Raw genomic sequence first — 22,387 nt, 5'->3', positions numbered from 1 at the left:
GGTTCAGCTCGCCTGTTTCTTGAGAAAGAGGGTGCCAAGGCCAAGAAGAACCGGCACGGCGCACAGAAGCGGGATGAAGGAGCCGATCAGATCCCCGAAGGCGAGGCCCTTGGAAAAGGTGCCGCGCGAAATGGTGACGAAATAGCTCGTCGGATAGATCTGCCCGATCACGGCGCCGGCCCCTTGCAGGGACGAGACCGGGTCGATCATGCCGGAATACTGCACTGCCGGGATGAGCGTGATGAGAGCGGTCGCGAAGATGGCCGCGATCTGCGAGCGAATGAAGCTGGAGATCAGCAGGCCGAGGCCAGTTGCGCTGATCACGTAGATCAGCGCCGCCAGAGCGAGCGTCAGGAAGCTACCGGTCAGCGGCACTCTGAACACCATCACCGCAAAGGCGACGAGCATCCCGAAGTTGATCATCGCCAGCGCGACATAGGGAATCTGCTTGCCGAGCAGGAATTCAAGTCGACTGACAGGCGTCGCATAGAAATTGATGATCGACCCGAGCTCCTTCTCGCGCACCACGCTGAGTGCGGCCAGCATGGCAGGAATCATCATCAATAGCAGTGGAATGACCGCCGGAACCATGGCAACCAGACTTTCGACGCCCGGATTGTAGCGATAACGGATGGCCAGTTGAAAGCTGCCGCGGCTCGCGGATTCCCCGTAAAGCGCGCGTGCCTTTTCCTGAAGCCAGGCAGCGTGAATACCCTGGACATAGCCCTGCACCGTCTCGGCGCGCGTCGGCATGGCGCCGTCGATCCACGCTGCAATCTGGGCACTGCCCCGCCCACGCTCGACATCGCGTCCGAACCCCGGCGGTATCTCGATCGCCAGGCTCAATTCACCGCTGCGCATGCGCCGATCGAGATCCTGATAGTCACGGATCGGTGGCTTCTCGATGAAATAGCGCGATCCCGCGATCTGCAGCGCATAATCATGGCTGAACGCGGTATCATCCCGGTCGAGGACGGCGAAGGTCAGATTATCGACGTCCAGATTGATGCCGTATCCAATCACGAACATCAGGATCACGCTGCCGAGAATGGCAAGCGTGGCGCGGATCGGATCGCGGCGGAGTTCCAGCGTCTCGCGCTGCGTATAGGCAAACATGCGCCTGAGATCAAAAGCGCTCCGGCGAAGCACCGGTGCCTCCTGTGGTGCCGGAGCGGGATCAGCAGCAATCTGCTCCGCCGGCCGATTGCTTGCCGCGCCCATCGCATCTTCCAGATAGGCGATGAAGGCGGCTTCCAGATTGTCCGCACCGCGCCTTTCAACGATCGCCGCCGGCGTATCGCTGACCAGAACCTTTCCTGCGTGCATCAGGGAAATCCGGTCGCACAACTGGGCTTCGTTCATGAAATGCGTCGAGACGAAAATCGTGACCCTGTCCTTGCGCGAGAGATCCGCGAGGATCTGCCAGAAACTGTCGCGCGCAACCGGATCGACACCCGACGTTGGCTCATCGAGGATCAGGATATCCGGCGCGTGGATCATCGCGACGGCAAGGGACAGGCGCTGGCGTATGCCGAGCGGCAGCGCGTCCGGCAGGCTGTGGACCACATCGGCCAGTCCGAACCGATGCAGCATCTCCTCGATGCGCTGGTCGATCCTGTCCGGCGCCATGCGAAACAGGCGCGCATGCAGATCGAGGTTCTGGCGAACGGTCAGCTCCGAGTAGAGCGAAAAGGCCTGGCTCATGTAACCGATGCGACGGCGGACATCGATATCCTTGGGATCGACCGGACTACCAAAAAGGCTTGCGGTTCCCTCCGTTGCCGCAAGCAGCCCCGTCAGCATCTTCATCGTCGTCGTCTTGCCGCAGCCGTTCGAACCGAGAAAGCCGAAGATTTCACCCCGCCGGATGCGGAAACTCACATCATCGACGGCCTTGAAATCACCAAACCGCATCGTCAGATGCTCGGCCTCGATTGCCACCTCGTCGTCGGTGCCCTGGTTGTCTGCAGGTGGCGGGATCTCGAGGTCTGTGTGCCCCTTGCGCTTGTCCTCGGGCAGAAGGGCGATGAAGGCTGAATCCAGATTGTCGGTGCCGGTGCGCGCCCGCAACTCCGCCGGCGTACCGGTGGCCAGAATCTTTCCTCCGTCCATCGCCACGAGCCAGTCGAAGCGCTCGGCCTCCTCCATGTAGGCCGTGGCGACGATCACGCTCATACCGGCGCGCTCGCGACGGATGTCTTCGATCAGTTCCCAGAACTGCCGCCGCGACAGGGGATCGACGCCCGTGGTCGGCTCATCAAGGATCAACAGATCCGGATCATGCACCAGGGCGCAGCAAAGACCGAGTTTCTGCTTCATCCCGCCCGACAACTTGCCTGCGGGACGATCCGGGAAAGGCGAAAGTCCGGTGCGCTGCAACAGTGCGCTGATCCGCTCGCTGCGCTCTTCTCTGTCCTGTCCGAAGAGGCGGGCAAAGAAATCGACATTCTCGGTGACGGAAAGCGTGGGGTAGAGGTTCTTGCCCAGCCCCTGCGGCATATAGGCAATACGGGGGCAGACCATATCCCGATGCCCGCGCTCGGCGATGTCCCCCCCGAGAACCCGGATGCGTCCGGACTGGACAACCTGCACACCTGACAGCAGCGACAGGAGCGTTGATTTCCCCACCCCGTCCGGCCCGATGACGCCCACCATGCAGCCAGAGGGAATATCGAGACGGACACCATCGAGTGCCAGCGTCTTTCCATGCCGGTGGCTCACCCCCTGCAGGCTGGCGACCGGCGCGGCGAGTGCAGCATGTTGCGGCGCCAGCGTCATTGCACGACACCCGGCAGCGTGGCGGGCCAGGCAGCGTTGGCATCAAGCCTGACATAGGCCATGCCCGGAAGGCCGGTCTTTACCTGCTGGATGTATTTTTCCAGAAGCGCCTGCGGGATGCGCGCCTTGATGCGGAACATCAGTTTCTGGCGTTCTTCCTCCGTCTCCACCGTCTTCGGCGTGAACTGAGCGACATCGGCCACGAAGGCGACCTTGGCAGGAATGGCAAATTGCGGCGCAGCATCCAGCACGATGCGCACATCTGTGCCGATGGCGACGCGGCCGGCTGCTGCGGTCGGCAGGAAAAAGGTCATGTAGACATCACTGAGATCGACCAGATTGAGCACCCGACCACCAGCCGCCAGCACTTCACCCGGCTCCGCCACCCGGTACTGGACCCGACCGGGTCGCACGGCCTTCAACGTGCTGTCATCAAGGTCGGCCTCGATGCTGGCGACAGAGGCTCGCGCAGCTTCCACCGCGGCTTCCTGATGGATGACCTGAGCCTTCGCGGTGCTGATCGCCGCATCCGAGGCTGCCACCTGCGCCTTTGCGGCCGCCACCGCCGCCCGCGCGGATTCCGCATTGGAACGGTCGTCATCCAGAACCTGCTGGGTGGTGACATTGGAGGAAGCGAGTTGCTCGGATCGCGTCAGCTTGCGTTGAGCACCGTCGAAGGAAGCCTCGCGCTGCGCAACCGTGGCCGCAGCGGCTTCACGCTCCGCCTGCCGCTGCGTGACCGTGCTTCTGGCGGTATCGACACCGATCAGCGCCTGGCTCAGCGTTGCTTCCGCCTGACGGCGCTGCGCCTCAAGCTGAAGCGTATCCATCCTGGCAAGAACGTCACCGGGCCGCACAAAATCGCCTTCCTGCGCCAGAATGTCGCGAATTCGTCCGGCCGTCTTGGTGGAGACATCCACCTCGGTCGCTTCGATCCGGCCATTGCCGGAGGCGATACCGGGCGGCAGATCGGACTTCTCGAAGCGCATCCATGCGTAATAGCCCCCGACTGCCGCAGCCGCGACGATGGCAAGGGGAATCCAGCGCGTGATCCTGTTGTTCATATCGCTCTCCGAAGCGTAGCGCGCGTCAACTTTCAAGCCGTCTGAAACCGCACAGGGGCTTGATGCCATGCCGTCCCGATCGACTTTCTGCAGCGTTCATTGGCCTCAGCTGTAATCGAGGAGAACAAGGTGACGATTGATCGGAATCAAAACTTCGAGACGGAAAATCGCCGGTTCAGCACACCTTGCGAGCCTCGATGCGGAACGCCGCACCAGCAAGTGACTGAGAGAAAAGGAGTATGGCCTCCACGGCAGTGATAGCGGACAAGGACACGCGGGCCGTCAACCAAGGAGTTATACACCAGGCACATTACACTTCGTTATATCAGCCGAAAACTTTCGCTAGAAAAGGCAATTACTTTAGCATTATACGTAGTGCCTTGCTCTTCCCGGATGTCGTCAGGCATGAACGCAACACCTCCAATGACCGGCCCATATGATCTTGCCCGCCATCTGGCGCAGAGCGGCACGGCCGCTATCCCGTCTGACGGTGAGGCGGCAGATTGTGAGGAAAGCGATCAACGGCTTGATACGCTGATGCCGCGGTCAGGACGGCATGATGGCCTGGCGCCTCAAAACCTCCGGGCAGGGGAGCGGACCTGATGCCTTATGGCACAACCCCCTCCAGCATGCGCATTACCCCGGAACGGCATGAAGTCGTCAGCCAGATGCTGTCCGGCGCCGCGACGCGTGCGGACATGGCGGATGCTTTCAGTCATCTCGCCCGGCACTTCGGTTATCGCTACTTCTCTCTTGGTCGCATGCCAAAAGACAGCGACGAAAAGGTCCTACCGTTACTCGTCATGCGAAACCTGCCCCTCAGCTTGTTGAAGGAAGTCGATGCCGGGGGGCTGATCACAGTCGCGCCACTGACCACAGTGCTGAGAAGTGCACAGCTGCCGCTGTGCCTTGATCTGCGGGAACACCAGACTTTGTGTCCGCAGCAACTGATAGACTTGCTCCTGCAATACGGTACCTACAGTGTCGCTTTCGTTCCGCTCTGGTCGGGCGATGGCACCCACTACATGATGACCTTCTCCGGCAATCGCCCGCTCATGTCGCTGTCGGAACTCAACGAAATCGGCATGCTAACGCTGCAGGCCTTCCGGCTGTACGAACGCCTGTCACCGTCCGAAACCTCCATCGTTCAGCCGCTGACGCGGCGCGAACTGGAGGTTTTGCGCTGGGCCTCCTTGGGCAAGACCTCCGTCGAGATTGGCGATCTTCTGTCGCTGTCCGATTATACGATCAACACGCATCTCAACAGCGTCATCCGCAAGCTCGACTGCGTGAACCGTGCACAGGCGGTGGCCGTGGGCCTTCGCCTCGGGCTGATCGAATAAGGTGGACATCCTCACAGTACCTGCTCGAATTCCACAACCTTCAGCATGGCATGGCCGGCTTCATCTTCTGCGCCCCTCTCGATGGCGGTGACGAGATCGCGGTGCAGGCCGAAAAAGGGCATCAGATCGGCACCGTCAGGCTCGTTCACCGGCTTCAGATAGGCAAAGGCGTGCGACAGCTCGATCACGCCATTCAGACCACGGATGAAGGGATTCCGGGAGGCTTCGCCGATAATGCGGTGCAGTTCGAAGTCAGCCACGCAGAAATTGCTGGCCTGATCGAGCGAAATCTCCATCTGCTGGATCCAGTAGCGCATCAGACGGACCTGCTCGGCGCTGCGGCGCACAGCTGCATGGGCCGCCCCGAGGGGCTCAAGCGAACGGCGCACCTCGCCGAGACCGGCCAGAAAATCCCGGTCTGGCGGCGCGACAAGATGCCAGGCAAGCACTTGCGGATCATAGAGATTCCAGCGGCTCTTTTTCGCGACCTTGGTGCCGACCTTGGGGCGCGCTTCCAGCAACCCCTTGGCCTCCAAGGTCTTCAGCGCCTCACGCAGCACCGTGCGCGACACACCGAATTCATCCATCAGCGCCGCATCGTTCGGCAGCGTACTGCCAATCGGAAAGCGTCCGCACACAACGCCGGCCCCGATGTCATGGATGACACGGGACTGGAAATTGCGTGCCGCGGTTCGCTCGGTCAGGGAGCGAAGCAGGCTCCCCGGTTCGATCATGCGGGAACCTTCTGCAACCTCGTCCGGCGCCCCTGCGCGGAAAACACCAGTTTCTGCAGGAGAATGAACATGAAGAGCAGCAAACCAATGGCAATCTTCGTCCACCAGCTCGACAATGTGCCATCAAAGACGATGTAGGTCTGGACGAGTCCCTGCAGCATCACACCGATCAGTGTTCCGAAAATGAAGCCATAGCCGCCGGTCAGCAGCGTTCCGCCGATCACCACCGCAGCAATCGCATCGAGTTCCATGCCGACCGCCGCGAGGGGATAGCCTGACGAGGTGTAGAGCGAATAGACAATGCCGGCAAGGCCGCCAAGAAAAGAGCCGAGCGCGTAGATGGCGATCGTGGTGAACCCGACCGGAACGCCCATCAGCGCCGCCGATGTCGGATTGCCGCCAAGCGCGTAGACGTAAGAACCGAAGCGGGTCTTGTGCGCGATCACGCCGCCGACCAGGAAAACCAGCAGCATCAGCAAACCGATAACGCTCAGGCGACCGCCGCCCGGCAACAGATAGTAGAGGCTCGAGATCGTGCGATAGAATTCATGATCGATCGGGATCGAATCCTGGGTCAGGATCGAGGCCACGCCGCGCGCCATGAACATGCCGGCAAGGGTCACAATGAAGGGTGGCACCCGCAGGAAGTGGATCGCCGCGCCCATGCCCGCACCGAAAGCGGAGGCCACGAACAGCACGATGGCAAAGGCAAGGAGCGGGTGCAGGCCAAGCTTGGTGATCAGAACGGCGGACAGAACCCCCGCCAGTCCCACCACGGCGCCGACGGAAAGATCGATGCCGCCGGAAATGATGACGAAGGTGGCGCCGACCGCTGCAATGCCCAGAAAGGCGTTGTCCGTCAGGAAATTGCCGAGCACGCGGGTCGACCACATGGACGGATACTGCATGATGCACAGGGCATAGGCGACGATGAAGATAAGCGTGGTGGCGGCGAGGGGCCGATAGCGCGGATTCATCAGGTCTTCCCCCGCAATTTGAGACGTGCGAACCGGCGGGCGACGATTTCACCGATACGGTCCGACTGCATGACAAGGATCAGGATGATGACACTCGCCTTGACGATGAGGTTGAATTCCGGCGGCAGGCCCGACACCAGAATACCGGTGTTCATCGCCTGGATGATGACGGCGCCCAGCACCGACATCGGGATGGAGAACCGTCCGCCGAGCAGCGAGGTGCCGCCGATAACGACCGCCAGAATGGCGTCCAGCTCCAGCCAGAGGCCGGCATTGTTGGCATCGGCGCCACGGATGTCCGCTGCGGCGATCACGCCGGCCAGCGCCGCACAGAGCCCCCCGAAAGCATAGAGCGTCAGGATGACCGTCCGGGTGCGCAGACCCGTATAGCTTGCAGCCGAGCGGTTCGTGCCGATCGCCTCCACGAACAGCCCCATCGCCGTGCGCCGCATGACGAGATGGGCGGCGAGCATCAGGGCAAGCGCGATCACCGCCGGCATCGGCAGCCCGAGCAGGGAACCGGTGCCGACGAAAATCAGAGCCGGGTCGGAAAAGGTCACGATAGAGCCCTCGGTGATCAGCTGGGCGACACCACGCCCCGCCACCATCAGCACCAGCGTTGCAACGAAGGGCTGCATGCCGAGAAAGGCCACCAGAGATCCGTTCCAGAGCCCGCAGAGCAGACCGACCAGAAGCGCCGCGATGAGGGTGACGACCAACGGCTGTCCGGCGACAGCGGCCGTTGCAGCAACCGCGCCGGCAACCGCCATGACAGCACCGACCGAGAGGTCAACGCCGCGTGTCGCGATGATGGCCGTCATCCCGATCGCCAGGATCGCAACGGGCGCGCCGCGGTTGATGACATCGATCAGGCTGCCGAACAGCCGACCGTCCTGCCAGGTAATGGTGAAAAAGCCCGGGAATACGAACCAGTTGAGCAGAAGAATGCAGGCGAGCGCCAGAAGCTGCGGCCGCACGATTTCGGTCAGTTGCAGACGTTTCATGCCACGTTCTCCACGCCCTGGCCGGCAATGGCCTGAACGATCCGTGACGGCGTGATGTCCGCGCCCCGCAGTTCGGCGACCAGCGCCCTGTCGCGCATCACGACAACCCGCGAGGAATAGCTGACGATCTCGTCCAGTTCCGACGAGATCACCACCAGCGCCAGTCCGTCCTCCCGCAGGCGACTGATCATACGCACGATTTCTGCATGTGCACCGACATCGATGCCGCGCGTGGGCTCGTCGAGGATGAGAAAACGCGGATCGGTCGCAAGCCAGCGAGCGAGGATAACCTTCTGCTGGTTGCCACCGGACAAAAGCTTGACCGGCAGTTCGGCGGAAGCGGTACGGATATCGAGCGCCTCGATGAAATTGCCGGCGATTTCCAGCTGTTCATCACGGTTCAGAGCCCGGAACCAGCCAAGGCGTGCCTGCATGGCGATGACGATGTTTTCGCGGACCGAGAGATCACCGAAAATGCCATCGGCTTTGCGATCTTCCGGGCAGAAGCCGAAACCGAGGGAAACGGCTTCCCGCGCCGAACGCACAACCCGGCTTTCACCATCGATATGCAGCGCGCCATTGTCGGCAACATCGATGCCAAACATCAGGCGGGCCATTTCCGTGCGGCCGGAGCCCAGAAGTCCGGCAACGCCGACCACTTCCCCCTTCCGGATCTCGAGATCGAGCGGCAGCACGCTGCCCGTGAGCCCGAGCTGGCGAACGGACATCAGCACGTCGCCGCCATCCGGTTCACCGTCTACGGGACCATTGTTGTGATGGACGAGATCCTTGCCCAGCATCATGCGGACAAGACCGGTGCGGTCGAGCGCGCTCACCGGCTCCGAACCAACGCGGAAGCCGTTGCGCAGCACCGTGACGCGGTCCGAAAGCTCGAAGACCTGGTCAAGAAAATGAGTAATGAAGACAATGGCGAGGCCGCGCGCCTTCAGGGTGCGGATGATCTCGAAGAGTTTCTCCACCTCATGGCGGTCGAGGCTCGCCGTCGGCTCATCAAGGATCAGCACCTTGCCGGACAGTTCAACGGCACGGGCGATCGCAACGATCTGCTGGATAGCAACGGAATAGGTCGAAAGCTCCGCGCGGACATCGATGTCCAGACCGTATTGGGCCAAGACCGTGCGGGCCATCGCATCTGTCGCGGAGCGGTTGACCATGCCAAAGGCACTCGGCTGACGGCCGATGAAAAGATTGTCGCTGACGGTCATGTTCGGCAGGAGATTGACCTCCTGGTACACCGTTCCGATGCCCAGCGCCTGCGCCTGCTGCGGGGTGGTGAAGGAGACCGGCTGCCCCTCCAGCTCGATGGTCCCGCCATCCGGCGTATAGGCACCGGTCAGGATCTTGATCAACGTGGATTTGCCGGCACCGTTTTCTCCCAACAGCGCATGCACCTCGCCGCGGCGAAAACTGATGTCGACCCCTTTCAGGGCCGTATGATTGCCGAATATCTTGGTGATGCCCCTGGCTTCAAGCACCACGTCTTCCGCTGTCGCCATGTTGTCCTGCACCCACCCGTCGCGAAAATTCAGTCTGGCCGATTGGCGGCCCTCACGGAAAGACGGCCCGCCCCACGGGAGACGGGCCGATTCCTGCTTCAGATGTTTAGTAGCCGAGACCCTTGCGGCGCTCGTACTCACCCTTCGGATCGTCCGCCGGCGTATAGAGCTTCGACTGGGTGATGATGAACTTTTCCGGCTGCTTGCCGCTCTTGAGGTAGGCGTCGAGCGCATCAAAGGCCGGGCCTGCCATGTTCGGCGTCAGCTCAACCGTCGCATTGGCTTCACCGGCCGCCATGGCCTGGAAGATGTCCGGTACGGCGTCGATCGATACGACAAGGATGTCCTTGCCGGGCTTGAGGCCCGCATCCTTGATCGCCTGGATGGCGCCGACGGCCATGTCGTCATTGTGGGCATACATGGCGCAGATGTTCTTGCCGCCGTTTTCAGCCTTCAGGAAGCCTTCCATGACTTCCTTGCCCTTAGAGCGGGTAAAGTCGCCGGTCTGGCTGCGCGCAATGCTGATGTTCTTGTGGCCGGCAATGGCTTCCTCGAAGCCCTTCTTGCGGTTGATGGCCGGCGTGGAGCCAACAGTACCCTGCAATTCGACAACCCGGCACGGCTTGTCGCCCACCGTCTTGACGAGCCAGTCACCGGCAACGCTGCCTTCCTTCACCTGGTCGGATGCAACCGATGTGAGGTAAAGATCCTTCGAGGCATCGATGCCGCGATCGAGCAGGATGACCGGAATCTTGGCATCCTTGGCCTCACCCAGAACCTGCTCCCAGCCCGTGGCAACGACTGGCGCGACGAGGATGGCGTTGACGCCCTGCGCGATGAAGCCGCGAATCGCCTTGATCTGGTTTTCCTGCTTCTGCTGCGCGTCAGCGAACTTCAGCGTGATGCCGCGCTTTTCGGCTTCCTGCTTGGTGACTGACGTCTCGGCAGCGCGCCAGCCGGATTCGGAACCGATCTGCGAGAAGCCTACGGTCAGGCCAGCAGCGCTTGCTGCAGTGCAGCAAATAGCGATCATGCTCGCGCCCAGCGCAAGCGTGCGAAGAATTTTCATTGATGTCCTCCCGAAAAAAGACGCCGCCTCCAGGCGTCTGCATTATTGATACTGACTGGAACTCGGGTTGTAAAGACGAAAAGTATGATTATAGATTGTGCAGCGCAGCAAAATTGTGGGCGTTGCGATCACACGGTTTTCCGCAGCTCCAGACACCCGCCGGGCGGCTCATCACCCGCCTTGCCGCAGTAGCAATACCAATAGCGTTTCATCTTTGCATTGACAGAGCACCCCGACTTGACGCCGATACGCCGGACATCTGACGAAGCCCTGCGGAAGGAAATGCGATGACGCGGCTATCGACCCTTGCAGCACTGCTCCTTGGCCTGTCCACGACCAGTCAGAGCCTGGCTGCGGACATCAAGATCGGCGAGATCAACAGCTATTCCGGTCTGCCGGCCTTCACCGAGCCCTACCGCAAGGGCTGGCAGATGGCTGTGGACGAGATCAATGCCGCCGGCGGCATCCGGGGCGACACACTCGTGGTGATTTCCAGGGACGACAACGGCAAGCCGGGCGATGCCATTACCGCCGCCAATGAACTTGTCGCGCGCGAGGGGGTGGTGATGCTCACCGGCTCCTTCTTCTCGAATGTCGGGCTCGCCCTTGGCGACTTTGCGCGTCAGAAGAAAGTGTTCTATCTGGCCGGCGAACCACTGACCGATGCCATGGTCTGGTCCAAGGGCAACGACTACACCTTCCGCCTGCGTCCCTCCAACTATGTGCAGGCCGCGATGCTGGCGGAAGAAGCGGCCAAGCTGCCGGCGAAGCGCTGGGCAACCATTGCCCCGAACTATGAATATGGGCAGAGCGCCGTTGCCGTGTTCAAGGAACTGCTGAAAAAGGCAAGGCCGGACGTGGAATTCGTCGGCGAGCAATGGCCGCCGCAGGGCAAGATCGATGCAGGCTCGGTGGCGCAGGCCGTGGAAGCAACCAAGCCGGACGCCATCCTCAACGTGACCTTCGGTGCCGATCTCGTCAAACTGGTGCGTGAAGGCACCACGCGCGGCCTGTTTAGGGATCGCGCCGTGGTCTCCTTCCTCACGGGCGAGCCCGAATACCTCGATCCCCTCCAGGCGGATGCACCGCAGGGCTGGATCGTGACCGGCTACCCTTGGTACGGGATCGATACACCGGCGCACAAGGCCTTCCTTGACGCCTACAAGGCCCGTTACAATGACTATCCGCGCCTCGGTTCCATCGTCGGTTACGCGCTGGTCAAGTCCGCCGCAGCCATTCTGACCAAGGCAAAGTCCACCGATACAGCCGACCTCATCGCAGCAGCCCGGGGCATTGCCGTGGACACACCGTTCGGGCCGATCACGTTCCGTGCCGCGGACCATCAGTCAACGCTCGGCGCGTTCGTCGGCAAGACGGCCGTGCGCGACGGCAAGGGCGTGATGGTGGATTTCACCTACCGGAGCGGCAATGACGTACTGCCCGCCGAAGCGGACGCCGCAAAGCTTCGGCCCTGATCCGCATGCAACCTGACGGCCGGGGAGGGTGCAGCCAAGCCCCCACCGACCACAATCATCGACGGCCGCATGTGCGGAGGTTTGGCGCAAGCGGATGACGAGGGATTGAGTGTCCGTGGAACTTTATGTTGTTCAATTCCTGACCGGACTGGCCAATGCAGCGTCGCTGTTTCTGGTCGCATGCGGTCTGTCGCTGATCTTCGGCGTCACGCGGATCGTCAACTTCGCCCACGGCGCCTTCTACATGCTGGGCGCCTACCTGGCCTACAGCCTGACAATACGCTGGCAGACACCGGTTGGCTTCTGGCTCGCCCTCCTGGTCGCGGCTGCAATCGTCGCGGTTCTCGGTGCTGTCATCGAAATCCTGCTTTTGCGACGCCTCTATCGCGCACCCGAACTTCTGCAACTGCTCGCGACCTTCGGCCTGACACTGATGGCGGAGGATGCCGTGCGCCTGATCTGGGGTCCCGAGGATCTGGTCGGACCCCGCGCTGCGGGTCTCTCCGGCGCGATGACCGTTCTGGGACGCCCCATGCCCGTCTATGATTTCGTGCTGATCCTGCTCGGCCCGGCCGTGCTCGGACTGCTCTGGCTTCTGTTGCACCGCTCGCGCTGGGGCCTGCTGATCCGGGCCGCCACGGAGGACCGCGACATGGTGGGCGCCCTTGGCGTGAACCAGACCTGGCTCTTCACGGGTGTTTTCGCGTTGGGCGTCTTTCTGGCGGCCTTCGGCGGCGGGCTTCAGATCCCGCGTGATGCCGTCAGTCACGTCATGGACCTTTCAATCATCACGGAAGTCTTCGTCGTGGTGGTCATTGGAGGGCTGGGCAGCCTGACTGGCGCCTTTCTGGCAGCAATCATCGTCGCAGAACTCAATGCCTTCGGCATCCTGATCCTGCCCGGCATCTCGCTGGTGCTCACATTTCTCATCATGGCCCTCGTCCTCGTTCTTCGCCCCTTCGGCCTGCTTGGCAAACCGCTGGCGCAGAGCCGAACCCTATCCCACAGGATCCATGGCGCCTGGCAACCACTCGGAGGCGTTGGCCGCAGTGCGGCACTCGCCATTCTTATCTGTGCGGCCCTGTTGCCGCTGGTGCTTGGGGAGTACGGACTTGGCGTCGCCAGCGAAGTGCTGATTGCGGTGATCTTTGCCGCAAGCCTCCAGTTCCTAATGTCGGTTGCGGGTCTCGACTCCTTCGGCCATGCGGCCGGTCTCGGTCTTGGCGCCTATGGGGCCGCCCTGTCCGTCCAGCATTTCGGGTTGTCAATGGAGGCGGCGCTGCTCATCGGCCCGCTGGCGTCGGCGCTGTTTGCCGCGATTGCCGGCTGGTTCTGCGTACGCCTCAGCAGCATCTATTTCGCCATGCTGACGCTCGCCTTTGCCCAGATCGTCTGGTCCATTGCCTTCCAGTGGGTGGAGGTCACAGGGGGAGACAACGGCATCGTCGGCGTCTGGCCGTCCGCCTGGGCATCCGGGGCAACAGCCTATTACTGGCTGACGCTCGGCTGCACCACAGCTGTCGTGCTTCTGACGCGGCACCTCACCTTTTCACCCTTCGGTTACGCCCTGCGCGCCCTGCGCGATAGCCCGTTGCGGGCTGCAGCGATCGGCATTTCACGCCAGCCGGTACAGCACGCAGCCTTCGTCATCAGTGCCTTTCTCGCCGGATTGGCTGGTGTGCTGTTCGCCTTCCTGAAGGGCAGCGTCTTCCCGGATACGCTGGGGATCGGCACGTCGGTCGATGGCCTGATCATGGTGCTGCTCGGCGGTTTCGGCACTGTGTCGGGCAGCGTGGCCGGCGCCATTGTCTACAAGATGGCGTCGATCTGGCTGATCAGCAACACGGATTTTCCGCGTCTCATCCTTGGCGGCCTCATCGTGCTTCTGGTCCTCGTCTTCCCGCTCGGCATTGTCGGCACGCTGCAACAGGCACTGGCCGGACGTCTACTCGCCGGCAACGCCTCTGTCAGAGGTCGCACATGAAGCCGATCTTGCAGGCGGAAGGCCTCCGCAAGAGCTATCAGGGCGTGAAGGCGGTTGCGGATGTGTCGCTGACAGTCTCGGCAGGCGAACTCGTGGCCCTGATCGGTCCGAACGGCGCCGGCAAGAGCACATGCTTCAACATGCTGAGCGGGCAAATCCGTCCGGATGGCGGGCGCATCCTGATCGCAGGGACGGAGACGACCGGCCTGCAACCCTCCGATATCTTTCGCCTTGGCGTCGGGCGAACCTTCCAGGTGGCACAGACATGCCTGTCGATGACTGTCCGCGAGAATGTTCAGCTGGCCCTGCAAAGCCGGCACGGCGGTCTGCGCGGTGTGCGCACTCTTCTGTCCCGCTTCGACCGGCGCTTTGCTGCCGAGGCGGACGCGCTTCTTGATCTTATCGGACTGGCGCCGCAGGCCAATCGCCCGTGCCATGAACTGCCTTATGGTGACATCAAGCGGCTCGAACTGGCCATCGCGCTTGCCGGCGCCCCCCGGTTGCTGCTGATGGACGAGCCGGCGGCCGGTATGGGAAGCGAGGAACGCGCCGGCCTGATGCGGCTCACCGCCGCCATCGCCCGCGAACGCCAACTGGCCGTTCTCTTCACGGAGCATGACATGGATATCGTCTTTTCCCACGCAGACCGCATCATCGTTCTGAGCCGCGGCACGATCATCGCGCAAGGATCACCGTCAGACGTCCGCGCCCATCCGGGCGTGCAGGCCGTCTATCTCGGCACGGGTATCTTCGCGATCGGAGACCCATGACATGCTGCAGGTCTCCGATCTCAACAGCGGGTATGGACCGGCACAGATCCTGTTCGACGTCAGCCTTCAGGTCGGAGCAGGGGAGGTTGTCGCGCTTCTCGGGCGCAACGGGGCGGGCAAGTCCACCACCCTGAAATCCATCATGGGGCTGACCGACCGGAGGAAGGGGAAAATCCTCTTCCGCGGAACGGACATCAGCCAGTATCCGCCGTTCGAGATCGCGCGGCTCGGTCTCGGCTATGTCCCGGAGGACCGACGCATCTTCACCGATCTGACGGTGGCGGAGAACCTGGAGGTTGGCCGGCAGAAGCGCCGGTCAACGACCACCTGGTCGCCGGAGCGGATCTATGCGCTTTTCCCCAATCTCGCCGATCTGCGCCACAAACCGGGCGGCCAGATCAGCGGTGGCGAACAGCAGATGCTGACGATCGGCCGCACACTGATGGGCAATCCGCATCTCGTCCTGCTCGACGAACCCTCGGAAGGGATCGCACCGAAGATCGTGGAGCAGATGGCCGAAGCAATCCGTCTGATGACACGCGAGGGCGTCGCCATCCTTCTCTCGGAACAGAACCTGCCCTTTGCCCGCCTGATCAGCGACCGCTGCTACCTCCTCGAAAAAGGCGAGATCCGCCATGCAGGCACGATGGCGGATCTTGAGACAGGGTCGGGACATCCGTAACGCATACCCATTCCATCCCCGGCGCGAGGCCAGCGCTCATACCGTCAAGCTTCTCGGCTCGAAAACCTCGAGAAGGCCGCGATAAGGTTTGGACAGAGGTGCGGCATAGGCACCGCGCTTTGCGGTCGCAAGACCCATCGTTACAAGGGCTTCCGCCTGCTTGACGGCAGCAGCCACACCATCGACGACCGGCACGCCGAATTCGCGACGCAGTTCTGCCGTCAGATCCGCCATGCCGGCGCATCCAAGCACGATCGCTTCCGCCTTGTCCTCGCGAAGCGCTGCGGCAATCTCGTTGCGGAGCCGGTCGCGGGCGTTGGAATGCGGATCCTCCAGCGACAGAACCGGAATATCGGCAGCGCGGACCTTGGCCCGACCGGCCATGCCGTAACGATGCACGAGATGCTCCAGCGGCAGACGTGACCGCTCCATCGTCGTCACGATCGTTACCCGCTGGGCGATGAAGGACACCGACGCCAGCGCTGCCTCGCAGATTCCGATCACGGGAATGGTGGCCAGAGCGCGCGCCGCATCAAGGCCGGTATCGTCGAAGCAGGCAATGATGGCCGCCTGCGCACCCGCCTTCTCGCCACGAGCGATCTCGAGGAGAAGACCGGGCACGGCCAGCGCCTCGTCATAATAGCCCTCGATGGAGACAGGCCCCATCGAGGAGGTGGCAGCGACGATCTCCGTACCGGCAGCAGCGACGCGCCGTGCTGCATCGGCCGCCGTCGCCGTCATGCTGGCGGTGGTGTTCGGATTGACAAGAAGGATCTGCATCAGCGGCTGGCCTGGCTGCGGCGGTTGAGCGTGACGATGAGGCCCAGCGTGCCGGCAATCACGAGGAAGGAGAAAACGGTGGTCACGGTGCCGAGCGCATAGAGCACCGGCGTCGTGACATTGGTCGTCATGCCGTAGATTTCGAGCGGCAGCGTGTTGTAGGTGCCGGCCGTCATCAGCGTCCGGGCGAATTCGTCATAGGAGAGTGTGAAGCCGAACAGGCCGACCCCCACCAGCGAGGGCGCAATCATCGGCAGCACCACGTAGCGGAAGGTCTGCCAGGCGGTGGCGCCGAGGTCACGCGCGGCTTCCTCGTAAGCTGGTGAAAAGCGGTTGAACACGGCGAGCATGATCAGCACGCCGAAAGGCAGCGTCCAGGTCAGATGCGCGCCGAAGGCGGAGGAATACCAGGCCGGCTGCAGGCCAAGCTGCGAGAACAGCACGCCAATGCCGAGCGAGATGATGATCGAGGGCACCACGAGGCTCGCAACGGAGAGATAGAACAGCGCGGTTGCGCCGATGAACCGGCGGCGGAAGGCAAGGCCCGCCAGCAGCGAGACAAGTACCGTTACCACCATCACCATCAGTCCGAGCGCCAGCGAGCGGCGGAAGGAGCCGCCAAAATCGCCCACCGCCTGCGTTTCGAACAGGTTGGCGAACCAGTGCAGCGAGACACCATTGAGCGGGAAGGTGAGGCCGCCGTTCTCGCCCTGGAACGACAGGATCAGGATGGCCGACAGTGGACCATAGAGAAACAGGACGAAGAGAGCAAAGAAGATGGCGAGGATGTAGAACTCGCGCGAGCGCTTGTCACTGTACATGTCAAAGTTCCTTGCGGATATCGACGATGCGCAGGATGCCCGCGACCATCAGGAGAACGAGCACGAGCAGCACCACCGCATTGGCAGCCGCAGCCGGATATTGCAGCAGCGACATCTGGTTCTTCATCATCAGTGCGACCGAGGCGCTCTGGCCGCCGGACATTACCTGCACGGTGGAGAAGTCGGCCATCACGAGGGTGACGACGAAGATGGTGCCGATCGCCATGCCGGGCTTGGCCAGCGGCAGAATGACGTTCGTCAGCACCTGCCAGCTGGAGGCACCGGCATCACGGGCCGCCTCCACCAGCGACTTGTCGATGCGCATCAGCGTGTTGAAGATCGGCGTGACCATGAAGAGGGTGTAGAGGTGCACCATGGCAAGCACCACGGCGAAATCCGAATAAAGCAGCCATTCCACCGGTTCGGAGACAATACCGGCGCTGATCAGGCCGGAATTGATCAGGCCGTTTCGGCCGAGAACAGGAATCCAGGAGATCATGCGGATAATATTGGAGGTGAGGAAGGGCACGGTGCAAACGAGGAACAGCACCATCTGCATGGCGGTGGTGCGGATGTGGAAGGCGAGGAAATAGGCCACCCAGAAACCGAGGAAGAGAGTGATCGCCCAGACCATGGCGGCATATTTCAGGGTGTTGAGATAGGTCTGCCACGTCACCCAGGAACTCAGCGTCTCCTGGTAGTTCATCAGCAGAAAGCCCGGATACATCTGGGCAAAGTCATAGTCCCAGAAGCTGACGACGACGATCATCAGCAGCGGAAGCGCCAGGAAGCAGCCGAGGATCAGCGTCAGCGGCGTCGCCTGAAGATAGGAGGCGAGCCTGGCCGGGATGCGGAGGCTTCGCCTCGCCTTTGGCGTGCCCGCGCCCGTGCCCGCGCCTATGAATCGGACTGTGGCCATGGATCGTCGTCTCCGTTGTGAATTCCCGCTCCGGTCCGCCGGTCACCTCCCTTGCGAGGGACGACAAGTGCGGACCGGCATTGCCCTCTGTCGGAAGTGTACCCCAGCAGATCACCCCGCGCGGTGCGTGCTCTGGCTGCCATTCTCCGTAACCTGATGCGGCTTTGAGGCAAGGGCAGCGTACCGGGAGGAAAATCGACAAGCCGCGTTCCTGCCGGAGGAACGCGGCCGCCAAGCTCGAATCAGGCCGCGATGAACTCGTTCCAGCGACGGACCATGTAGCGGTCTTCGTCCATCACCGAGTTCCAGCAGGCAACCTTGCCCATGCGGTCCTCGAAGGAGCCGCCATCGCGCACGGCACCGGCCTTCTCCATGACCTTGCCTTCCGGGGAGAGAATGTCGCCCTTGGCGGCCTTGCCCTCGATCCAGTAGCCCCATTCGTCTTCGGTCATGAATTTCTTGGCGGTTTCCATGCAGGCCGAATAGTAGCCCTGGCGGTTGAGATAGCCGCCGACCCAGCCGGACGTGTACCAGTTGATATACTCATAGGCCGCGTCGAGCTGCGCACCCTTGAGGTGCGAGGCAAGGCCGAGACCGCCGCCCCAGGAGCGGTAGCCTTCCTTCAGCGGCTGATACTTGCAGGCGATGCCCTTGGAACGGACGGCAGCGACGGCCGGCGACCACATGGACTGGATGACGACTTCGCCCGATGCCATCAGGTTGACCGACTCGTCGAAGCTCTTCCAGAAGGCGCGGAACTGGCCCTGCTTCTTGAGGCCGATCAGGAATTCGATCGTCTTGTCGATCTCTTCCTTGGTCATGTTGCCCTTGTCGGCATATTTGATCTTGCCGGCGGCTTCCATGATCATCGCGGCATCCATGATGCCGATCGAGGGGATGTTGAGGATCGAGGTCTTGCCCTTGAAGGCCGGGTCGAGAATATCGGCCCAGGTTGTGATTTCGCGCCCGACGAGGTCGGGACGTATGCCGAGCGTATCGGCATTGTAGATCGTCGGCATCATGGTGAACCACTCGGTTTCACCCTTCGCGAAGGTCTTGGTGCCGGGCTTCTCGACATAGCCGACGGTGTGCGGGGCGGTGCCCTGCGCAATCACGCTGTCCGGCTTCAGCTTGCCGTTCTTGAACAGCGAAACGACGCTGCCGTAGTTCTTCAGCTTCTTGACGTCCATCGGCTGGATGACGCCGGCCGGATAGACCTTCTTCAGAATCCAGTATTCGATATCGGCGATGTCGTAGGAATTCGGCTGCGTCACCGCGCGCTGGGCGGCAGCATCGGAATCGGTTGCCGTCATTTCCAGCGTGATGCCGAGGTCCTTCTTGCACTGCTCGGCAATCGCGTTGATGTTGGAAACGCCGGTGCCGAACTGGCGAAGCGTGATCTTGGACTGGGCCCAGATGGTCGGGAAACCCGTGATCGCGCCGGAGCCGGCGGCGAGGCCGGCTGCAGCGGAAGCGGTTTTCAGCAGGCTGCGACGGCTAATGCCGGCCGGCTTCTTGGTGGTATCGGTCATGCCATGTTCCTCTCGTTCGTTTTTTGCGGGATTGCTGTTGTTCTTGCTTAGTGGGAGCGCCCGAGGACGATCACGTCCTCGCGGTTCCAGGACAGCTCGATGGCTTCGCCGACCTTGACGGGGCGGTCAAAGAACATCGTGTCGCTGAGGATGGCCGTGAACTCCTCGATACCGGCGCCGGTGGCAACCAGTTTCACGGAGGAGCCGCGGTATTCGACATTGGAAATCGTGCCGGTAAAACCGAGACCGGCTTCGGCGGCCGCGCCCATTCGCACGCGATCGGTGCGGATGGCAATGTCAGCCAGATCGCCTTCCGGCGTATCGCTGGCGGGGGCCCAGAAATCACCGCCCGATGGCACTGACAACAGGGTGTCACTGGCGGTCGATGCAGTCACTCTGCCGGAGATGACATTGTGATCACCCATGAAGCGCGCGACGAAGGCCGTCGCAGGACGCTCGAACACGGTGCGCGGTGGCGCGGCCTGCTCGATGCGGCCGTCATTCATCACGACGATGAGATCGGCGAGCGCCATGGCCTCTTCCTGGCTGTGCGTCACATGTACGAAGGTAATGCCAAGCGCTGTCTGCAGCTTCTTCAGTTCCGCGCGCATGCGGATCTTGAGGAAGGGATCAAGGGCCGACAGCGGCTCATCCAGCAACAGCGCCTCCGGGTCGGTGATGAGCGCGCGCGCCAGCGCCACGCGCTGCTGCTGACCGCCGGAAAGCTGCGCCGGACGCCGGTTCGCATACGGCTCCAGCTGCATCAGCTTCAGCATGTCCAGCGCCTTGGCGCGTCGCGTTTCCTTGTCGACGCCCTTCATCTTGAGACTGAAGGCGACGTTGTCGACAAGATCGAGGTGCGGAAACAGCGCATAGGACTGGAACATCATCGCCGTGCCGCGCGCCGCCGGCGGCAGGTCGGTGACATCCTTGTTGCCCAGCAGAATATCGCCGCTCGAGACGCTTTCATGGCCGGCAATCATCCGCAGCGTCGAGGTCTTGCCACAGCCGGACGGTCCGAGAAGGCAGCAGTAGCTGCCGGCCGGAATCTTCAGGCTGATGGCGTGCACGGCCGTCGTCGTTCCGTAAACCTTGCTTACCGAGGCGATTTCGATCTCTGCGGCTTTGGTCATGCGTGTCTCCTGTGAGGCAGCTTTCAACATGCATCTGGCGTGCCAGTTTGCGGAGCACCGAAAAATCGACCTGCAGCATGCATGAAAGCCAGATGAAGAGACGCTGTGTGCACAGAAGCGATGCACATGCTGCACAGTTTTTGATCGATCGTGTACCAAAGGCACCATCAATCGTATTCAATCCAGACTGCACTTCAATCGAGGCTTTGCAAAGCACGGTTCTCGGGCGTACAACAGGACGAAAAGCAGGATTTCCCATGAACATCAGCGAAAAGCTCTCCCCCTTCGACCTCGTCCCGGACGATCGTGCGCTGGCCATTCGCGAGGCGCTGCGCAACGCCATCGTCGACCGCCGACTGGCGCCGGGAACCAAGTTGGTGGAGAGTGAAGTGGGCGAACTGTTCGAGGCGAGCCGAACGGTGGTCCGGGCAGCCCTGCAGATGTTGACCTTCGAGGGGTTGGTCAAGACCGAACGAAACCGTGGCGCTTTTGTATCCAATCCGACGCCCGAGGAAGCACGCCAGGTCTTTGCATCCCGCCGGCTGCTGGAGCCGGGCATTGCGGCAACTGCCGTCGAGAGGATCACGGACGCGGAGATCGATGCCTTTCGCCATCACCTGCAGGAAGAGGTCCGGTTCATGAACGAGCGCGGGCCCGCCGCCCGCCGCGCCGAGATCAAGGCCTCCGGCGACTTCCATCTGATGCTGGCATCCGTGGCCGGCAACGCCATCCTTCAGCGCTTCATGGATGAGCTGGTGGCACGCTCCTCGCTGGTCATCGCGCTTTATGGCAGCACGGGCGTCTCGCGGTGCGGCCATCACGAACATGCCGACATTCTGGAAGCCCTGGAGCAACGGGATGCAGCCCGCGCCGGCGCGCTGATGCTGCACCATATCGACCACATCGAGGCTGATCTTGATATCCGCATACGGGACGGACTGGCGCTCAAGGATGCACTGGACATCTGACCCGTCTCATCGGGAACGCAACACGCTCCCGATGAGGTAAGCGTGGCGTTCGCTTCGCCTCAGTAGGTCGCGCGGCCACCGGACAGATCGAAGACGGAACCGGTGGTAAAGCTGTTTTCCTGCGACACCAGCCAGGTCACCAGCGAGGCAGCCTCCTCCACCTTGAGAAAGCGTCCGCGCGGGATCTTGGAGCGCATGTAGTCGATGAACTCTTCAGACAACTGCTCGAGAATGCGCGTTTGCGCGGTCGCCGGCGTGATGCAGTTCACCGCGATGTCGAAGGCGGCCAGCTCCTTGCCAAGCGACTTGGTCATGCCGATGACCGCAGCCTTCGAGGCCGAGTAGGCGGCCGCGTTTGGATTGCCCTCCTTGCCTGCGATCGAGGCGATGTTGACGATACGGCCGTAGTTTCTTTCCCTCATGCCGGGCACCACCACACGGTTGACATGGAAGGTACCGATGAGATTCACCTCGATGATCTTGCGGAACATGTCGATATCATAGGCATCAAGCGGTGCCGCAGGTCCCGCAATCCCGGCCGAATTGACGAGGATCGACACGGACCCGCCTGTATTCTCCGTTTTCTCCAGCGCGGCCTCGACCGCTGGATAGTCCGTAATGTCCACCACCACGGCCTGTGCCTGCATGCCGAGCGCCGACCGTGCCTCATCCAGCAATGCCGCATTCATGTCCCAGAGAGTAACGGTCGCGCCGGAATCGATAAAACGGCGCGCCATGGCAAAACCGAGGCCCTGCGCCCCGCCGGTCACGATGGCGTGGCGCCCCTTCAGATCATACTGGTTCATGCGCTATTCCTTTACCGCACCGGTCATGGAC

Annotated in this window: 19 protein-coding genes; 6 read left to right on the top strand and 13 right to left on the bottom strand. The window is 62.0% G+C overall.

The features are described 5' to 3' along the window. Positions 1–3: 3 nt before the first annotated feature. Together rbbA and FNA46_RS11905 are read right to left on the bottom strand one after the other, a co-directional pair. The gene (gene rbbA / locus FNA46_RS11910) at positions 4–2,778 is read right to left on the bottom strand and encodes a ribosome-associated ATPase/putative transporter RbbA (RefSeq protein ID WP_143125424.1); all 2,775 of its coding nucleotides are present in this window, start codon (positions 2,776–2,778) and stop codon (positions 4–6) included. After that, positions 2,775–3,842: an HlyD family secretion protein gene (locus tag FNA46_RS11905; protein WP_143125423.1), complete on the bottom strand. Its 1,068-nt coding sequence runs from the start codon at positions 3,840–3,842 to the stop codon at positions 2,775–2,777. Before FNA46_RS11905 ends, rbbA begins: the two co-directional genes overlap by 4 nt. A gap of 629 nt (positions 3,843–4,471) precedes the next feature. Between FNA46_RS11905 and FNA46_RS11900 the strand changes: the two genes are divergently transcribed. After that, a complete protein-coding gene (locus FNA46_RS11900) occupies positions 4,472–5,185 on the top strand; it encodes a helix-turn-helix transcriptional regulator (protein ID WP_185969823.1) in 714 nt (237 codons plus the stop codon). 11 nt (positions 5,186–5,196) lie between these two features. Here the strand turns inward: FNA46_RS11900 and FNA46_RS11895 are convergent, their stop codons facing one another. The 5 genes from FNA46_RS11895 to ytfQ form a co-directional block, all read right to left on the bottom strand. Then, complete coding sequence (locus FNA46_RS11895) at positions 5,197–5,919, bottom strand: FadR/GntR family transcriptional regulator (protein WP_143125421.1); 723 nt, start codon at positions 5,917–5,919, stop codon at positions 5,197–5,199. Then, on the bottom strand, positions 5,916–6,896 hold the full coding sequence (gene yjfF / locus FNA46_RS11890; protein WP_143125420.1) for a galactofuranose ABC transporter, permease protein YjfF: 981 nt from the start codon (positions 6,894–6,896) through the stop codon (positions 5,916–5,918). Before yjfF ends, FNA46_RS11895 begins: the two co-directional genes overlap by 4 nt. Next, positions 6,896–7,900, bottom strand: a complete 1,005-nt coding sequence (locus FNA46_RS11885) for an ABC transporter permease (protein WP_143125419.1) — start codon at positions 7,898–7,900, stop codon at positions 6,896–6,898. The genes yjfF and FNA46_RS11885 overlap by 1 nt, the downstream gene beginning before the upstream one ends. Next, positions 7,897–9,417, bottom strand: coding sequence for a sugar ABC transporter ATP-binding protein (locus FNA46_RS11880; RefSeq protein ID WP_143125418.1), 1,521 nt, complete (start codon positions 9,415–9,417; stop codon positions 7,897–7,899). The genes FNA46_RS11885 and FNA46_RS11880 overlap by 4 nt, the downstream gene beginning before the upstream one ends. A 106-nt stretch (positions 9,418–9,523) precedes the next feature. Next, on the bottom strand, positions 9,524–10,486 hold the full coding sequence (gene ytfQ / locus FNA46_RS11875) for a galactofuranose ABC transporter, galactofuranose-binding protein YtfQ (protein WP_143125417.1): 963 nt from the start codon (positions 10,484–10,486) through the stop codon (positions 9,524–9,526). A 287-nt stretch (positions 10,487–10,773) separates the two neighbouring features. Here ytfQ and FNA46_RS11870 point away from each other — a divergent pair, with 287 nt between their 5' ends. From FNA46_RS11870 to FNA46_RS11855, 4 genes are all read left to right on the top strand, one after another. Then, positions 10,774–11,961 (top strand): ABC transporter substrate-binding protein, encoded by a 1,188-nt coding sequence (locus FNA46_RS11870; RefSeq protein ID WP_143125416.1) that lies wholly within the window; start codon positions 10,774–10,776, stop codon positions 11,959–11,961. A 115-nt stretch (positions 11,962–12,076) separates the two neighbouring features. After that, a complete protein-coding gene (locus FNA46_RS11865; RefSeq protein WP_143125415.1) occupies positions 12,077–13,945 on the top strand; it encodes an ABC transporter permease in 1,869 nt (622 codons plus the stop codon). Then, complete coding sequence (locus tag FNA46_RS11860) at positions 13,942–14,715, top strand: ABC transporter ATP-binding protein (protein ID WP_143125414.1); 774 nt, start codon at positions 13,942–13,944, stop codon at positions 14,713–14,715. The genes FNA46_RS11865 and FNA46_RS11860 overlap by 4 nt, the downstream gene beginning before the upstream one ends. Before the next feature lies 1 nt (position 14,716). Further along, a complete protein-coding gene (locus tag FNA46_RS11855) occupies positions 14,717–15,397 on the top strand; it encodes an ABC transporter ATP-binding protein (RefSeq protein WP_143125413.1) in 681 nt (226 codons plus the stop codon). A 36-nt stretch (positions 15,398–15,433) separates the two neighbouring features. On the opposite strand, the gene FNA46_RS11850 is transcribed toward FNA46_RS11855, so the two are convergent. The 5 genes from FNA46_RS11850 to FNA46_RS11830 all read right to left on the bottom strand — a co-directional run bounded on the left by FNA46_RS11850 (position 15,434) and on the right by FNA46_RS11830 (position 20,582). Beyond that, complete coding sequence (locus tag FNA46_RS11850) at positions 15,434–16,177, bottom strand: aspartate/glutamate racemase family protein (RefSeq protein ID WP_143125412.1); 744 nt, start codon at positions 16,175–16,177, stop codon at positions 15,434–15,436. Continuing rightward, positions 16,177–16,998: an ABC transporter permease gene (locus FNA46_RS11845; protein ID WP_143125411.1), complete on the bottom strand. Its 822-nt coding sequence runs from the start codon at positions 16,996–16,998 to the stop codon at positions 16,177–16,179. Before FNA46_RS11845 ends, FNA46_RS11850 begins: the two co-directional genes overlap by 1 nt. Before the next feature lies 1 nt (position 16,999). Beyond that, the gene (locus tag FNA46_RS11840) at positions 17,000–17,917 is read right to left on the bottom strand and encodes an ABC transporter permease (RefSeq protein ID WP_143125410.1); all 918 of its coding nucleotides are present in this window, start codon (positions 17,915–17,917) and stop codon (positions 17,000–17,002) included. A gap of 242 nt (positions 17,918–18,159) precedes the next feature. After that, positions 18,160–19,449, bottom strand: coding sequence for an ABC transporter substrate-binding protein (locus FNA46_RS11835; RefSeq protein WP_143125409.1), 1,290 nt, complete (start codon positions 19,447–19,449; stop codon positions 18,160–18,162). Positions 19,450–19,496: 47 nt separating this feature from the next. After that, the gene (locus FNA46_RS11830) at positions 19,497–20,582 is read right to left on the bottom strand and encodes an ABC transporter ATP-binding protein (RefSeq protein WP_143125408.1); all 1,086 of its coding nucleotides are present in this window, start codon (positions 20,580–20,582) and stop codon (positions 19,497–19,499) included. A gap of 257 nt (positions 20,583–20,839) precedes the next feature. Between FNA46_RS11830 and FNA46_RS11825 the strand changes: the two genes are divergently transcribed. Then, positions 20,840–21,550 (top strand): GntR family transcriptional regulator, encoded by a 711-nt coding sequence (locus tag FNA46_RS11825; protein WP_143125407.1) that lies wholly within the window; start codon positions 20,840–20,842, stop codon positions 21,548–21,550. 59 nt (positions 21,551–21,609) lie between these two features. Here FNA46_RS11825 and FNA46_RS11820 read toward each other — a convergent pair whose 3' ends face one another. Then, positions 21,610–22,356: an SDR family NAD(P)-dependent oxidoreductase gene (locus tag FNA46_RS11820; RefSeq protein ID WP_143125406.1), complete on the bottom strand. Its 747-nt coding sequence runs from the start codon at positions 22,354–22,356 to the stop codon at positions 21,610–21,612. Positions 22,357–22,387: the final 31 nt, after the last annotated feature.

The sequence above is a fragment of the Affinirhizobium straminoryzae genome (assembly GCF_007004135.1).
Taxonomy (GTDB): Bacteria; Pseudomonadota; Alphaproteobacteria; order Rhizobiales; family Rhizobiaceae; genus Neorhizobium; species Neorhizobium straminoryzae.
Note: the sequence above shows the minus strand (reverse complement) of the source record. Positions and strands in the feature narration are given on the sequence as shown.